Source organism: Streptomyces sp. NPDC051677, assembly GCF_044453465.1.
Classification (GTDB): Bacteria; Actinomycetota; Actinomycetes; order Streptomycetales; family Streptomycetaceae; genus Streptomyces.
On the sequence record NZ_JBITCT010000047.1, the window covers coordinates 9,772 to 24,875 of the forward strand.

At 73.0% G+C, this 15,104-nt stretch carries 9 protein-coding genes and 1 pseudogene; 4 read left to right on the forward strand and 6 right to left on the reverse strand.

Annotated features, from left to right (window positions below; all coding sequences use genetic code 11):
- On the reverse strand, positions 1–1,933 hold a 1,933-nt coding region (locus ACIBAF_RS38855; protein ID WP_399469709.1), incomplete at its 3' end, for a TIGR02677 family protein.
- An 851-nt stretch (positions 1,934–2,784) separates the two neighbouring features.
- On the opposite strand from ACIBAF_RS38855, the gene ACIBAF_RS38860 reads away from it, so the two are divergent.
- The 3 genes and pseudogenes from ACIBAF_RS38860 to ACIBAF_RS38870 all read left to right on the forward strand — a co-directional run bounded on the left by ACIBAF_RS38860 (position 2,785) and on the right by ACIBAF_RS38870 (position 8,284).
- A complete protein-coding gene (locus ACIBAF_RS38860) occupies positions 2,785–6,633 on the forward strand; it encodes a WD40 repeat domain-containing protein (protein WP_399469711.1) in 3,849 nt (1,282 codons plus the stop codon).
- Positions 6,634–6,914: 281 nt separating this feature from the next.
- A pseudogene (locus ACIBAF_RS38865) lies at positions 6,915–7,493 on the forward strand (UTRA domain-containing protein); the annotation flags it as partial.
- Between the two features lie 8 nt (positions 7,494–7,501).
- Positions 7,502–8,284, forward strand: a complete 783-nt coding sequence (locus tag ACIBAF_RS38870; protein WP_399469713.1) for a glycosyltransferase family 2 protein — start codon at positions 7,502–7,504, stop codon at positions 8,282–8,284.
- A gap of 3 nt (positions 8,285–8,287) precedes the next feature.
- Here ACIBAF_RS38870 and ACIBAF_RS38875 read toward each other — a convergent pair whose 3' ends face one another.
- From ACIBAF_RS38875 to ACIBAF_RS38895, 5 genes are all read right to left on the reverse strand, one after another.
- Complete coding sequence (locus ACIBAF_RS38875) at positions 8,288–8,827, reverse strand: hypothetical protein (protein ID WP_399469715.1); 540 nt, start codon at positions 8,825–8,827, stop codon at positions 8,288–8,290.
- 160 nt (positions 8,828–8,987) lie between these two features.
- On the reverse strand, positions 8,988–10,283 hold the full coding sequence (locus ACIBAF_RS38880) for an amidohydrolase family protein (protein WP_399469717.1): 1,296 nt from the start codon (positions 10,281–10,283) through the stop codon (positions 8,988–8,990).
- Positions 10,284–10,487: 204 nt separating this feature from the next.
- Positions 10,488–10,883, reverse strand: coding sequence for a luciferase family protein (locus ACIBAF_RS38885; protein WP_399469719.1), 396 nt, complete (start codon positions 10,881–10,883; stop codon positions 10,488–10,490).
- A 96-nt stretch (positions 10,884–10,979) separates the two neighbouring features.
- Positions 10,980–11,804, reverse strand: coding sequence for a TIGR03943 family putative permease subunit (locus ACIBAF_RS38890; protein WP_399469721.1), 825 nt, complete (start codon positions 11,802–11,804; stop codon positions 10,980–10,982).
- Positions 11,801–12,829, reverse strand: a complete 1,029-nt coding sequence (locus ACIBAF_RS38895; protein WP_399469814.1) for a permease — start codon at positions 12,827–12,829, stop codon at positions 11,801–11,803. The genes ACIBAF_RS38890 and ACIBAF_RS38895 overlap by 4 nt, the downstream gene beginning before the upstream one ends.
- A gap of 210 nt (positions 12,830–13,039) precedes the next feature.
- On the opposite strand from ACIBAF_RS38895, the gene ACIBAF_RS38900 reads away from it, so the two are divergent.
- On the forward strand, positions 13,040–14,938 hold the full coding sequence (locus ACIBAF_RS38900) for an NAD-binding protein (RefSeq protein WP_399469816.1): 1,899 nt from the start codon (positions 13,040–13,042) through the stop codon (positions 14,936–14,938).
- Positions 14,939–15,104: the final 166 nt, after the last annotated feature.

A 15,104-nucleotide genomic window follows, 5' to 3' on the forward strand; every position in this document is an offset into this window, starting at 1 on the left:
CACGCCCGCCCGACGAAGCCTTCTCACGCCCGGCCGACGAGGCGCCCTCACGCCCGCCCGACGAAGCCTTCTCACGCCCGGCCGACGAGGCGCCCTCACGCCCGCCCGACGAAGCCTTCTCACGCCCGGCCGACGAGGCGCCCTCACGCCCGCCCGACGAAGCCTTCTCACGCCCGGCCGCCGCATGGGCGGCGGCCACCGGCCCCGCGGCCCCCAGCCCTGCGGCCACCCGTCCTGCGGCCGACAGCCCCGCGGCCCCCAGCCCTGCGGCCGCCCGTCCTGTAGCGGACAGCCCGGCGGCCGTGTCCACAGCACCCGACAGCCCGACGGCCGAGTCCACAGCACCCGACAGCCCGACGGCCGAGTCCACAGCGGCCGACAGCCCGACGGCCGAGTCCACAGCGGCCGACAGCCCGACGGCCGAGTCCGCGTCGTGGATTCGGACGACGTAGTCCGGTCCGCTCATCACGCCGTTCGTGGTGCGCAGCCGGGCGGTCCGGTCAGCGGCCGCGGCCACGTCCTCCAGGAGGATCTCCACCCCGCCGTCCGCGCTGACGGCTCGGCGCACGCCCGTGCTGTCCGGGCGGGACGACAGTGCTCTGCCGAGCAGGTCGAGCAGCCGCTCGAACGCCGCCGGGTCGAGCGCGCCGAAGGCGGAGAGCCGTACCGGCCGCCCGTCGGTGGTCAGGGCCTGCCAGGCCGCCTGCAGTTCGGCGCGTTCCCGGCGGGCGCGCTCGGCTCGCGCGGCTCTCGTCGCGGAGATGTCCCGCACCCTGCCGGTGCGGGTGAAGCGCTCCGTGCGGCCGCTGGTGCGCAGCAGCGCGGACACCTCCACCGGCGGCGCGTCGGCCCAGGTCCGGGAGACCGGGACCAGTTCGGGGTCGGGATGCGCGAGGTGGGCGTGGCGCGCGGACCCCAGTCCGAAGGCCAGCGACCACAGCCGGTGCAGGTCCTCCTCCCCCGGCGCGGCGGCGAACCAGCGGGCGAGCTCCCGGAAGTCCTGGACGGCGCTGGACGAGCGCCGCCGTGACTCCGTGATCCGGTCGAGCACCTGCAGCAGCGAGACGATCGCCCGCCGGGCGACGTCGTGCAGCTGCTCGACCCGGGGCGGCGACCCGTCGGTGGGCAGGAACCAGGCCCGCAGCCCCGCCCAGCGCGCCCGGCGCCGCTCCAGCCAGGCGGCCGCCGGGTCCGCCCCGGCCGCCGGCGGCAGTTCCGCGCCCCGCAGCGCTCGCTCGTGGAGCAGCCCGACGCCGCGCTCCTCCACGCGGCCCACCGCCACGGCGACCCCGGCGCCACGCCGGTCCAGGTTGACGAGGAACTCCCGCAGGTACGCCACCGTCGCGGCCTTCACCTCCCGGAAGACCCCGGGATCGGCTCCCTCGGCGCGCAGCAGCCGCTGCAGTTCCCCGTTGAACGTCTTGGTGTTGTCCAGCAGCGCTTCGAGGTGCCCCTCCAGTTCCTGGAGGGTGCTGAAGATCCGGCGGTCCGCCGACGAAGGCTGCTCCAGCAGGACGTACAGCTCGTCGAGCCGGTCGGTGACGGCCTCCAGTACGGCGGTCTGGAGCGCCCCCGTCGAGGCGAGCACGGTCAGCGCGTGTTCCACGCCCGCGATGGCGGCCTCGCCCTGGCGGGTCAGGGAGTACTGGAGGTTGCGGCGCTCGTACTCCTCCGCGGTGCGGTAGTTCTCCGCGTGGTTCTGGACGACGTCCAGCAGGTTCCACCGCTGGAGCATGCGGAGCGCGTCGTGCAGTTCCTCGTCCGTGATCGCGTCCAGCCACCCGACCGTCCGCAGCCGCGCCCGGACCTCGTCGAGCCCGAGGGCCGTCTCCAGCCGCTCGTTGGCGGCTCCGAACGCCCGCAGCACCGCCCCGTAGAGATCGGCACGATCCCCCGTGGTGAACCGGAACATCTCCGGCGGAACCCTGCGCACGTGCCTCCCCTCCCCGACAGCGAGCCATCACCAGCTCACACAACGGTAAGGGCCGCCACCGACAACCAGGGCGGAAAGGTGGGGAGAACCACCGTCGGCACGGCCGTGCAGGACCTTCGTAACGGCCGTGCAGGACCTTCTTCACGTCCCCGCGGGACTGCTGATCGACGGCATCCGAGACGGGGCACGCGCCGCACCGTTCGGCACCGGTCCCTCCCCTCGTGCGGACCGCTGCCGAACGGTGCGGACGGCGTCGACCGCGCCCCGTCGAGGGGCTGTCGACCGCGCCCGGTTGATGCGCTTCTGCCTCGGGATCGTGCCAGCTGAGGCCCGATCCGAGGAGGATCCGGTGTCCGGTCAGCCCCTTCTTCGCAGGTCAGCCATATAAACTGGGTTTTCCGGTCCGGATTTCCAGGTGCGGGGGAAGTAAGGGGTGGAGGCCTTGAGTCCCGACTCGGGGGCGCGTACAGCCTTCGCGGAACGACTCGCGCTGCTGTACAAGGAGGCCGGCAACCCTCCCCCCTCAAGCGCGTGTCCGAGGCGGTCGTCCGGCTGCAGCGGGTCGATGAACGGGGGCGGCCCGTACGGGTGTCCGCCCAGCGGATCAGCGACTGGCGGCGGGCCAGAAACGTTCCCGCGCAGTTCGCCGCCCTCGCCGCGGTGCTGCACGTCCTGATACCCGAGGCGCGCCGCTCGCGGCCCGCGCCGGTGTCGACCGGTCTGTACGACCTCGCCCAGTGGCAGCGGCTGTGGGAGCGGGCGGTGGCCGATCCGGTCGTCGGCGACGTCCCCGTCGCCTCCGTGGCGGACGAACGGCCTCCGGCCGAAGGGTCCGGCGTCCCCGGGGGCGTGTGCCCGTACCGGGGCTCGCTTCGTACCGTGAGGAGGACGCCCGTTGGTTCTTCGGCCGGGAGCGGAGCACGGACGTCATCGTCGGCCAGCTTCGCGCGGTGGAGCGGACGGGCGGCCTGGTCATGCTGGTCGGCGCCTCCGGGGCGGGAAAGTCCTCGCTGCTCAGCGCCGGCCTCGTGCCCGCGCTGCAGAACGGCGCGATGGGCGATGCGCCGGGTGAGCGGAGCGGCGGGGCGAAGGTCCTGCAGCTCGTGCCCGGCGCGGACCCCCTCGCCGAGCTGACCCGCCACATTCCCGAACTCGCCTCCGTCATCGCCGGGGAGCCCACCCCCGACAACCCGCGTTTCGCCCGCGCCGTACGGAAGGCCTTCACCGCGTGGGCCGCCCACGACGCCCCCTCGTCCCCGGCGCCGTCCCCGTCCCCGTCCTCGACGTCGACCTCGCCCTCGCCGTCACCCTCGCCGTCACCCTCGCCGTCACCCTCGCCGTCACCCTCGCCGTCACCCTCGCCGTCACCCTCGCCGTCACCCTCGCCGTCACCCTCGCCCCCCTCCCCCTCCCCCTCCCCCACCCGCCCCGTCATCATCGTCGACCAATTCGAAGAGGCCTTCACCCTCTGCCCCGACGACGCTGTTCGCCGGCTCTTCATCCAGCTCCTGCACGCGGCCTGCACCCCCGCCGAAAGCCACAGCCACAGCCACAGCCACATCGCCAGCGACAGCGACAGCCACAGCCACAGCCACAGCGACAGCGACAGCGACAGCGCGAAGGAAACCGGGACCCCGCCCCCCGTCCTCGTAGTCCTCGGGATTCGCGCCGACTTCTATGAGCAGTGCCTCAGTCATCCCGAGCTCTCCGACGCCCTCCAGCATCGGCACATGGTGCTCGGGCCGCTGAACACGCCGGAGTTGCGGGAGGCGGTGATCGGGCCGGCCAGGGCCGTGGGGCTGGAGCTCGAACCGGGGCTGGCGGAGCTGATCATCCGTGAGGTGACCGTCGACGGTCCGCGCGGAGCGCACGCCGGCGTGCTCCCCCTGCTCTCGCACGCCCTGCTCGCCACCTGGCAGCGTCGCAAGGGGGGTCGGCTGACGCTGGCGGGCTATCGCGCGGCGGGCGGCATCCAGGGCGCGGTGGCGGCGACCGCGGAACGCGCCTGGTCCGGGCTCGACCCCGCCGCACGCGCCGCGGCGCGGCTGCTCCTGCTGCGGCTGGTCCGGCTCGGGGAGGACACCCAGGCCACCCGGCGGCGGGGCACGCGCCGTCAGTTGGCGGCGGAGTCGACCGACCCCGGCAAGACGGAGGAGTCGCTCGAAGCACTGGTGCGCGCCCGGCTGGTGACCCTGGACGCGGAGACCGTCGAGATCACCCACGAGGCGCTGCTGCACGCCTGGCCCCGGCTGCGGGACTGGATCGACGAGGACCGCAGCGACCATCTGCTGCGGCAGCGGCTGGAGGAGGACGGCCGGGCCTGGGAGGGCTCGAACCGTGACTCGGCGCTGCTCTACCGGGGTTCCCGGCTGGAACAGGCCCGCAGCTGGGCGAAGTCGGCCGGCAACACGTTCCTGACCCGCAGCGCGGTGGAGTTCCTGGCCGCGTCGGTCCGGTTGCGCCGGCGCACGGTGTGGATCTTCCGGAGCGCGGTGTCGGCGCTGGTGGTGCTGGCGGTCCTCGCCGTCGGCGCGGCCTTCGTCGCCTGGCAGCAGCGCAACGACGCCGTGTTCGAGCAGGTCGTCGCGGAGGCCGACCGGGTCCAGTACACGGATCCGTCGCCGTCCGCCCAGCTCGACCTGGTGGCGCACGACCTGCGGCCGGACGACGAGGGCACGAGCAATCGCCTGATCTCGATCGTGAACGCGCCGCTGGCCACGCCTGTCCTCGGCCACACCGGCGCCGTCTATCTCACCTCGTTCAGCCCGGACGGCAAGGTCCTGGCCACCGCCGGCTACGACCGGACGGTGCGGCTGTGGGACGTGAGCGACCGCTCGCACCCCAAGCGGCTGGGCAAGCCGCTCACCGGGCACACGAGTTGGGTGAGCAGCGCGGTCTTCAGCCCGGACGGCCGCACGCTCGCCAGCGCCGGGGACGACGGCACCGTCCGTCTGTGGGACGTCCGCGACCCCGCTCGCCCGCGCGCTCTCGGGGCGCCCCTGACCGGCCACACCGGCACGATCTACCTGCTCGCGTTCAGTCCGGACGGGCGGACGCTGGCGTCGGCCGCCGAGGACCGCACCGTACGGCTGTGGGACGTGACCGATCGCGACCGGGCGCGGCCGCTCGGCGCACCGCTGACCGGGCATACGGCGGCGGTGCGTTCCGTGGCGTTCAGCCCCGACGGACGGCTCCTGGCGACGGGCGGCGACGACAACACGATCCGGCTGTGGGACACGGCCGATCCGGGTCGTCCCGAGCCGATCGGCAAGGTCCTCACCGGGCACACCGACACCGTCCACTCGCTGGCCTTCAGCCCCGACGGCAGCACCCTCGCCAGCGGCAGCGCGGACGACACCATCCGGCTGTGGAACGTCGTCGACCCGCGCCGCGCGACCCAGTTGGGCTCGCCGCTCACCGGCCACACCGGTCCCGTCTGGTCGGTGGCCTTCAGCCCCGACGGCCGGACCCTCGCGGCCGGCAGCGCGGACAGCACGGCCAGCCTGTGGAACGTCAGCGACCCCGCCTACCCGTCGCAGGTCGGCGAGCCGCTCGCGGGAGGAAGCGGCGAGATGTACGCCGTGGGCTTCAGTCCCGACGGCAGGACCCTCGCCACGGGCAGCGGCGACAGCAAGGTGCGGCTGTGGTCGGTGCCGACGTCGGACATGGTCGGCCGCAGCGGGGCGTTCCGCCCGGACGGGCAGGTGCTGGCCACCGCCGCGCGCGACGGGCGGATCCGGCTGTGGAACGTGCGGGTTCCCGGCCGGCCCGTGGCGATGGGAGAACCGTTCATGCCGGGGGACGGCGACCAGCGCATGCTGACGTTCTCCCCCGACGGCCGCACGCTCGCGGTGCTGAACGGAAACCGGCAGCTGTACCTGTGGAACGTGACCGACCCGGCCCACCCCGCCCCCTACGGCAAGCCCCTCACCCTGCGGACCCGCTTCACGGGCTCCGACACGCTGACGTACAGCCCGGACGGGCGCACGCTGGCGACCCCGTACGACGACCGCACCATCCAGCTGTGGGACGTCTCCGACCCGTCGCACGCCGTCAAGCTCGGCGCACCGCTCACCGGCCACAAGGGTTTCATCAACAGCCTGGCCTTCAGCCCGGACAGCCGTACCCTCGCCAGCGGCAGCGCGGACGCCGCCATCCGGCTCTGGAACGTCGCCGACCCCCGCCATGTCACCCGCCTCGGCGCACCCCTCACGGGGCACGGCGGACCCGTCAACGTCCTCGCCTACAGCCCGGACGGTCATACGCTGGCCAGCGGCGGCGACGACGACACCGTCCGGCTGTGGGACGTCTCCGACCCGCTCGACGCGAGCGAGTCGAGCAGGCCCCTGGCCGGGCACACCGAAGCGGTCGTGTCGCTCACGTTCAGCCAGGACGGCCGCACCCTGGCGAGCGGCGGCAACGACAACACGGTCCGGCTGTGGAGCGTGTCCGACCCGGGATCGGCCTCCCCCATCGGGCAGTCCATGAGCCCGAACGCCAAGACCGGCGACTTCCTGTCGTTCAGCCCGGGCAGCCATCTGCTCGGCGTCTCCAGCGGCGCCGACACCGTACGGCTGTGGAACCTGGACGTCGACGCGGCGATCAGCTGTATCTGCGCGACCACGCGGGGCGTGCTGACGGCTGACACATGGCACGAGTACCTGCCCAGGCTGTCGTACGACCCTCCGTGTGAGGAGTGATCGGGGGGATACGTGAGGGATAAGCGACGGTTAAGCAAACACGGCGGCGTGACAGTGATCCCGATCACAACGGCAAGGCAGCTGAGAAGTCGACTCCCGTCCGACTGCCTGCCTTGTTAGCCTTGGCCATAGCCCGGTCGCTGGTGCATCCCCCGTCGCCAGCGACCGGGCCTCTTCGCGCCCGCCGACCGCCCACCGACTGCCCGGCGACTACCCGGCGACCTGGGATCACGGGCCGAGCGGGCCGGGACCCTTACCGTGGTGCCGTGCCCAAGGCCTACCGAGTGATCGCCGTCCGTGACAACGGCAGGCACCAGTGGGAGAAGGACCGGGCCCGCTGCCCGGAAACCGCCCGTGCCGCAACCGGAGCGACGGAACGCGACACCGGCCTCCCCTCCGAGGAACTGGTCTTCCACGCCGCGTACCGAAGGATCGAGGCCCCCGAACCGCTCGCGGACGCGTTCGGCGTCCCGCCGGGCACCCCACTCCTCAAGCGCTCCTACCGCACCCGCTGCGCCACCGGCCACGCCCCGCACAACCTCGTCACCTCCTACCTCGTGCACGCGATGGTCGCCGTGAACCCCGAGCTGCTGGACGAGACCAGGGAGCCGTGGCCCGGCGGCACCCAGAGCCAACTGCACACCGTCGGCATCGAGGTGGACCGCGTCGAGGAGCGCCTCACCGCTCGCCCGCCGACCCCGCAGGAGGCCCGGGAGCTGGACCTGCCGCCGGGGACGCCGGTGATCCTGCTCCGCAAGACGTCGTACGCCGTCGACGGCCGCGTGGTGGACGTCTCCGACGTCACCCTGCCCGCCGACCGCACCGAACTGCTGTTCACCACCCGTCTGGAAAAGTGGTGAGTGCCGCCGTGAGCCGGCGCATCGTCATCGTCACCGCCGTCCACGCCCCGCCGGCCCGCTACCTGCCCGAGGCCTACGAGTCGCTGCGCGCACAGGAGTTGCCCACGGGGTGGGAGTGGCAGTGGGTGATCCGCGAGGACGGCACGACGAACGAGGTCGCGCGCCACGTGCCGGTCGCCGACGCTCGCGTGACCTTCCGCCAGGGGCGCGCCGGCGGCCCCGGGGTCGCCCGCACGCTCGCGCTCGCGCACGCCGAGGGCGAGTACGTGAAGGTCCTCGACGCCGACGACCGGCTGGCGCCCGGCGCGCTCGCCCGCGACCTGGCCTCGCTGGAGGGCGACCCGGACCTCGGCTGGGCGACCTCGCGCGTCCTCGACCTGTTCCCGGACGGCTCCACGGCCGGCTTCCCCGGCGACCCGGCCGAGGGGCCGATCGAGCGGGGGACCGTCCTCGCCCACTGGAAGGCCCACGACTTCCGCGCACCGGTGCACCCGGCCAGCCTCTTCGCCCGCCGGAACCTCCTGACCGCCCTCGGCGGCTGGATGGCCCTGCCCGCCTCCGAGGACACCGGGCTGCTGCTGGCGCTCAACTCGGTGAGCCGCGGCTGGTTCACGGCGGAGGTCGGCCTGCACTACCGGAAGCGGGACGGCCAGGTGACGGGCCAGGCATCGCACGTCGACCCCGTCGAACGGGCGGCGCGCATGGCGGTCGTGGAGGCGAGGGCCCGGGCGCTGGAGTCGTTCCGGTGGAGCTATCCGACGGCCTCGGCCTCCCCTGCCGCCGTCGGCTGACGGTCACCCGGCCGGTGCGCCGGCCACCGCCATCCAGTGGGCGACCCGCCGCAGCGTGGTCTCGTCGACCCTGTCGACCAGGGTCCGGACGGCCGTCACGTCGTCCGGGGTGAGGTCGTAGAGGCCGGCCTTGCTCAGGCCCGCCATGAGGACCTGATGCCGACGGTCCTCCATGCGTTCCGCGAGCTTGGCGTGGCCGGGGCGGGCGGCGCCGTCGGCCGGCGCCGGGGAGAGGGCCTCCGCCGGGGAGCCAGCCTCCGCCCCGGAGTCCGCCTCCGTCGGGGCAGCCGCCGCAGACGGGTCGAAGCGCTGCCACTCGCCGTCCTTCGGGCCCCACAGGGCGACGGCCGCCTCGTCGCCCCGGGCCCGTTTGACCTGGGTCATCTCACCGATCGCGTACAGCACGGGCGTGCGGTCGGGGGACTCGGCGGCCTGCCGCCAGGACGCCGAGGACGGGTCGTAGAACATCGCCACCCAGCGGGGATCCCCCGACGGCTGCGGGCTGCGGGAGGTACGGGTCGAACGGTCCGGGTCGGTCTCCATGGCGCTCACCCCTTCTGCGTCGTCTGCTGCGCCGACGCACGTGTCTGCTGCGCCGGCTTCCGCTCGGCTTCCGCGTCGGCACGTGCGTCGGCGCAGCAGACGATATCTGACGGGCCGTCAGCTCACCAGGTCCCAAGCCGCCGAGGTCCGGCCCGGTGGCCTACTTGGCCGCCGCGATCGCCGCCCTGGCCCGCTCCCGGAAGGCCTCCAGCTTGTCCACCGGCTCCGTCAGCTGCCGGCTGCGGGGCCGGATGCCGACGTCGTGCCCCGCGGCGGCCTTGCGCAGCGCGCCCACGGTGGCCCGGTCCCGGGGGATGTGACGGAAGGGGTCGAAGGAGTACCAGCGCATCGCGTTCTCGTGGGTCATCTTGGCGATGTCGTCGTCCGGCACGGAGCACTCCCGCAGCACGCCGTGCAGTTGCTCGGGCGCGTCCGGCCACAGGGAGTCGCTGTGCGGGTAGTCGCCCTCCCAGGCGATGTTGTCGATGCCGATGTCGTGGCGGAGCCGTACGCCCAGCCTGTCGGTGATGAAGCAGGTCAGGAAGTGTTCCCGGAAGACCTCGGAGGGCAGCTTGCCGCCGAAGTCCTGGAGGGTCCAGGCCGCGTGCATCTCGAACGTGCGGTCCACGCGCTCCAGGAAGTACGGGATCCAGCCCGTGCCGCCCTCGGACAGGGCGATCCTGAGGTCGGGGTACTCCTTGAGGACCCGGGACCACAGCAGGTCGGCGGCGGCCTGGACGAGGTTGATCGGCTGGAGGGTGATCATCACGTCGGGCGGTGAGTCGACGGCCGGGATGGCGAGGCGTCCCGAGGAGCCGATGTGGATCGACAGCACGGTGTTCGTGTCGCAGGCCGCCTGCCACAGGGGGTTCCAGTAGGGGTCGTGGAAGCTCGGGTAGCCGAGGGCGGCCGGGTTCTCGGGGAAGGTCATCGAGTGACAGCCCTTGGCGGCGACGCGGCGCAGCTCGGCCGCGCACAGCTCGGCGTCCCAGATGGCGGGCAGGGCCATGGGGATGAACCGTCCGGGATACGCCCCGCACCACTCGTCGATGTGCCAGTCGTTGTAGGCGCGCACGAGGGCGAGCGAGAAGTCGGAGTCCTCGGTGGCGAACATCCTCGCGGAGAAGCCGGGGAAGGACGGGAAGTTCATCTGGGCGAGGACCCCGCCGGCGTTCATGTCCTTGACCCGCTCGTGGACGTCGTAGCAGCCGGGCCGGATCTCGTCCATGCCCTGCGGGTCGAGGCCGTACTCCTCCTTCGGCCGCCCGGCCACGGCGTTGAGCGCGGCGTTGCCCACGGTGTTGTCGCGGAACTGCCAGACGTCGCTGCCGTCCTCGCGGTGGACCAGGCGCGGGGCGTCGTCGCGGTACCGCTTCGGCAGGTGGTTCACGAAGATGTCCGGCGGCTCGATGATGTGGTCGTCCACGCTGACCAGGATCAGATCGTCCCGTTCCATGTTCGGTTCCTTCCGCGCGTTCAGAGCATACGAGCAGGACCCTCTCTGTAAACGTAAATTACATTCTCACCAAGAGAGACTCAACCTTCCGAACGGCACCGGCCGTTGAAAGACGCGGAAAGGCGCGGAAAGGCGCGGAAGGGTGCTGAGGGCTGCGGAAGGGCGCTGAGGGGTGCGGAAGGTTGCCCAGGGGTGCGGAAGGTTTCAGACGCCGTCGACGCCGTCGCGGGTGAGGGCCGCTTCCCGGTGGTCGTTGCAGCGCGGGAGGGCCGCGTCGTCGGCCGCCGGGTTCCTCTGGTGGGCCTGGAGGGCGGCGCTGACCAGCGTCATGAGCAGGTCGATGTCCGTCTCGCACTCCAGGTGGACGGTCACCCAGGGCGAGCCCGGAAACAGCCGGATGGCCGTGGAATGCCTCAGGTCCCTCTCGAACCGCCGGATCGCTCTGGCGGTGAGGTGCAGGTCGACGCTCATGTCGGAATGGAAGTGCGCGATCTCGACGCCACCCGAGCGCAATGCCCGACCGGTGCCGCAGCTGGGCCGGTCCTCTGCGAGGTCCGGCCAGGTCGCCAGTCGTGTCAGGGCACGCGAGGCCGCCGTCATGCCCCCATCATGAGGCGATCACCGCCCGGCCACCAGGGGTTGAGGGGGGCGTAACCGGGAGGTAGCGCAGGGTGGTTCGTCCCGTGCGGTGTCCGGTCAGTTGTTCCACGACTCGTCGTAGGGGTCCCGCGGGGTCGCGGTCGGCTTGGCGGCGGTCACCTTGAGGAAGGGGATCGGGCCGTTGTTGACCGGGTCGTGGGCAGTGCGCGGGGTGTAGGCGCCGGTGACGGTCAGCCAGGTGTCCGGCTGGAGGACCGGGGGGATGTCGCCGGTCAGGCCGACCTTGACCGGCTGGGCGTCGGCGGCGCAGCAGTTGAGGGCCATGCGGACCAGGTAGGGGGTGCCGTCGTGGTCCAGGGCGACGAAGCCCGTGAGCTGGACCTCGCGTCCGGTGAGGGTGCGGCCGTGGTCGTAGACGGCTCGGCCCGCGTAGTCGACGACGCTGAGGGGGAGCGGGTTCGTCGCGGGGAGCGCCGGATAGGCGAGGGGTTCCTGCAGGGCCGTGCCGGTGCGGGTCGCGCTGTACGAGCCCAGGGCCGGCGGGGCGACGAGGATCAGCGCCAGGAGGGGGAGGATCAGGAGCCAGGAGACACGGGGTTCGGGGTGGGCGTGGGCGACCTCCCCACCCTCGTCGCCCTCGTCGCCCTCGTCGCCCTCGTCGCCCTCGACTTCGCCGGCCTCCTTCTGCTGGTGCTTCGCATGCTGTTGCTGCACCTGCCGGTGCTTCGCCTGCTGGTGCTTCGTCCTGCGGCGTTCGTACCAGGCCGTCGCCAGTGAGGTCGCGATCAGGACCGCGCCGGACGCCAGCAGGAGCGGTTGCAGGCCCGCCTTGACGTAGCGGAGGTAGAGGTCGGTGGCGCCCGCGTGCAGGAGGGCCGCGCCGAGCAGGAAGAGGACGGCCGCCTGGGACTGTCGGTTCACAGGAGGATCCATCCCGTCAGGACCGCCGACGCGATGGCCAGCACGAACGTCGCCGGGGCGAAGCGCAGGGCGAAGCCCCGGCCGAACGTGCCCGCCTGCATGGCGAACAGCTTGAGGTCGATCATCGGGCCGACCACCAGGAAGGCCAGTTTGGCCGTGAGGGAGAACTGGGTCAGCGACGCGGCGACGAACGCGTCCGCCTCCGAGCAGATGGAGAGGACCACCGCGAGGACGGCGAGCGTCAGGACCGCCAGCAGCGGGTTGTCCGCCGCCGTGCGCAGCCATTCCTGCGGGGCGACGGCCTTCAGGGTCGCCGCCGCCATCGCGCCCACGACCAGGAAGCCGCCCGCGTGCATCACATCGTGGCGGACCGAGTCCCAGAACGCCGCGCCCTTGGTCTCCCCCTCGTGCGGCGCGTGGGTCGGCAGGCGCAGCCAGTCCGGGCGGCCCAGCCGCTGCCACAGCCAGCCCATCACGCACGCCGCGAACAGGCTGGCCACGAACCGGGCCAGCACCATCTCGGGGTTGCGGGGGAACGCCACGGCCGTCGCCGTCAGCACGATCGGGTTGATCGCCGGGGCGGAGAGGAGGAAGGCGAGGGCCGCGGCCGGGGTCACCCCCCGGCGGACCAGCGCGCCGGCCACCGGCACCGACGCGCACTCGCAGCCGGGCAGCACCGCGCCCGCGACCCCGGCGACCGGGACGGCGAGCGCGGGGCGGGAGGGGAGCGCGCGGGCGAAGAAGGAGGGGGGCACGTAGACGGCGATCGCCGCCGACAGCAGCACCCCCAGCACCAGGAACGGCAGCGCCTGGACCACGACGGCCACGAAGACGGTCGTCCAGCTCTGCATCACCGGTGCGGACAGCGCGCGGCGGATGGGGCTCTGCAGCAGCACCATCAGGAGCAGCAGCATGGTCAGGACGAGGGGGGAGGTCAGCCGCCTGGGCTCGTCCGGCGCGGGAGGCGTCTCCCGTCGGTCGTGGCGCGTGCCCTCCTCACGCGGAGCCGCCTTGGTGATGGCCACGGGTCGCGCACCTCCGGCTTCCGTGTTCGCCCTGCTGTCGTCGCTGTCGGTTTCCTGCATTCCCTCCCCTTTCATACGGGAGTTCCGCGCCGGTTGTTCATGTGTGTTCACGTCCGCCGTGGAACCTCCCGTCCCGGTGAGGCAGTCTTCTCCCTCGTGGGGAGCGTTCCGAATCAGGGTCAGCCGCCGCCGGGCTCTGCCGGCGCGCACATGGTGGTGTGCGGCGACGACGGTCTCGCGCACCGGCTCGCCGCCGAACTGCGGGGCGTGTACGAGGAACAGGTCACGCTCGTCGTGCCGCCCGCCGAACGGACGGCACGGCCGCCGGTCGTCGGGCGGGCCCGCGCGGTGTCGGCGGCGCTGCTCGACCGCGTGGTGAGCGCGGCCGTCAACCGGGCAGCGGGCAACGGCACGATCACCGCCGCCCCGGGCGAACCCGCTGACGGCCAGCGCACGTTGGAGGCCGTCGAGGCGACCGAGGCCGTGCTCGCCGAGGCGGGCGTGGAGCGGGCCGCCGCACTGGCGCTCGTGTACGACGACGACGAGACCAACATCCGCGCCGCCCTCACCGCCCGCCGGCTCAACCCCAGACTGCGGCTCGTCCTACGGCTGTACAACCGGCGGTTGGGCCAGCACATCGAGGAACTCCTCGACCAGGCAGCCGCGTTGGCCACCGGCGGCGTACCGGGGGACGGCTCGGCGAGCGACGCCTCGACGACCGTCCTGTCCGACGCCGACACCGCCGCGCCCGCACTCGCCGCGACCGCCGTCGCCGGCACCACCAAGGTCGTCCAGACGAACGGGCTCCTGCTGCGGGCCGTCGAACGGCTGCCGACCGGGCCCGGGGAGGCCGACCCGCCGGGCCTGCCCACGCTCGCGCTGCTCTCCGCGAACAGCAACGACCCGGCCTTCGCGGACGGTTCCGACGCCAGCGGGGAGCAGGGGCCGCTGCTGCTGCCCGACGCGGCGACGGTGCGGGATGCGGCCGCGGCCGGCAGGCGCGGGTCGGTCGTCCTGGAGCAGGTCGCGTACTCCGCCGGACCGGCCGTGCAGTCCGGGCGGGGAGTCGGAGTGGTGGCGTCGTTCGCCTCGCTGTTCTCACGGCGGCTCAGGTGGTCGCTGGCAGGCCTGGTCGGGTGTGTGTTCGCGCTGGCGGCGGCGTTGTGGCTGGCGACCGGAATCCATCCGCTGGGGGCGCTGTACCTGACGCTGCTGGACCTCTTCTCCATCAACGACCCGGCGATCGGCTCGACCACCGAACGGCAGGTCCTCCAACTCCTCTCCGGACTGGTCGGGTTGCTGCTGCTGCCGGTGCTGCTGGCGGCGGTCCTGGAGGCGCTCGGCACGTTCCGCGGGGCGGGAGCGCTGCGCCGACCGCCCCGGGGCCTCGGCGGCCACGTCGTACTCCTCGGGCTCGGCAAGATCGGCACCCGTGTGCTGATCCGGCTGCGCGAGCTGAACATCCCCGTGGTGTGCGTCGAGGCGGGCCCAGAGGCACGCGGACTCGCGGTGGCCCGCCGGCTACGGGTGCCGGTCGTCCTGGGCGACGTCACCCAGGAAGGCGTCCTGGAGGCCGCGAAGATCCACCGCGCCCACGCCCTGCTCGCGGTGACCAGCTCCGACACCACGAACCTCGAAGCGTCCCTGTACGCCCGCTCGCTCCGCCCCGACCTGCGGGTCGTGCTCCGTCTCTACGACGACGACTTCGCGACCGCCGTCTACCGCACCCTGCGCGCCGCGCACCCCCAGGCGCTGACCCGCAGCCGCAGCGTCTCCCACCTCTCGGCGCCGTCGTTCGCCGGGGCGATGATGGGCCGCCAGATCCTGGGCGCGATCCCGGTCGAACGCCGGGTACTGCTCTTCGCCGCCCTGGAGGTCGGCGGCCACGCCCAACTGGAGGGCAGGACGGTCGGGCAGGCCTTCCGGCCGGGCTACTGGCGCGTCCTGGCCCTGGACACCGGCCGCGAAGGCCAGGGCGGCTCCGGCCTCCTCTGGGACCTCCCGGACACCCGTGTGCTGCGCGCCGAGGACCGAGTGATCCTCGCCGCCACCCGCCGAGGCCTGGCGGAACTAGTGCGCCGACGGGGTCGAAGGGCGGCGGGGGCGTAGGGATCGACGCCGCGAGAAGTTCTTGTGCAGGACAGGCACCGCCTCATCCGCACGTGTCCGGTCACGGCGAGGGTGGTCACGACGTTCCCTCGGTTCGACAGCAACTCGCGGATCCTCGCCCGCGCTTCGCCGACCGTGTGCGATGCCGACCGGCCCGCTGTGTCCG

What these genes read in the sequence shown, in the direction of transcription:
- ACIBAF_RS38875 (WP_399469715.1), bottom strand. Translation starts at nt 8,827, where the DNA reads ATGGAGACCGACCCGGACCGTTCGACCCGTACCTCCCGCAGCCCGCAG.
- ACIBAF_RS38880 (WP_399469717.1), bottom strand. Translation starts at nt 10,283, where the DNA reads ATGGAACGGGACGATCTGATCCTGGTCAGCGTGGACGACCACATCATC.
- ACIBAF_RS38885 (WP_399469719.1), bottom strand. Translation starts at nt 10,883, where the DNA reads ATGACGGCGGCCTCGCGTGCCCTGACACGACTGGCGACCTGGCCGGAC.
- ACIBAF_RS38900 (WP_399469816.1), top strand. Translation starts at nt 13,040, where the DNA reads ATGGTGGTGTGCGGCGACGACGGTCTCGCGCACCGGCTCGCCGCCGAA.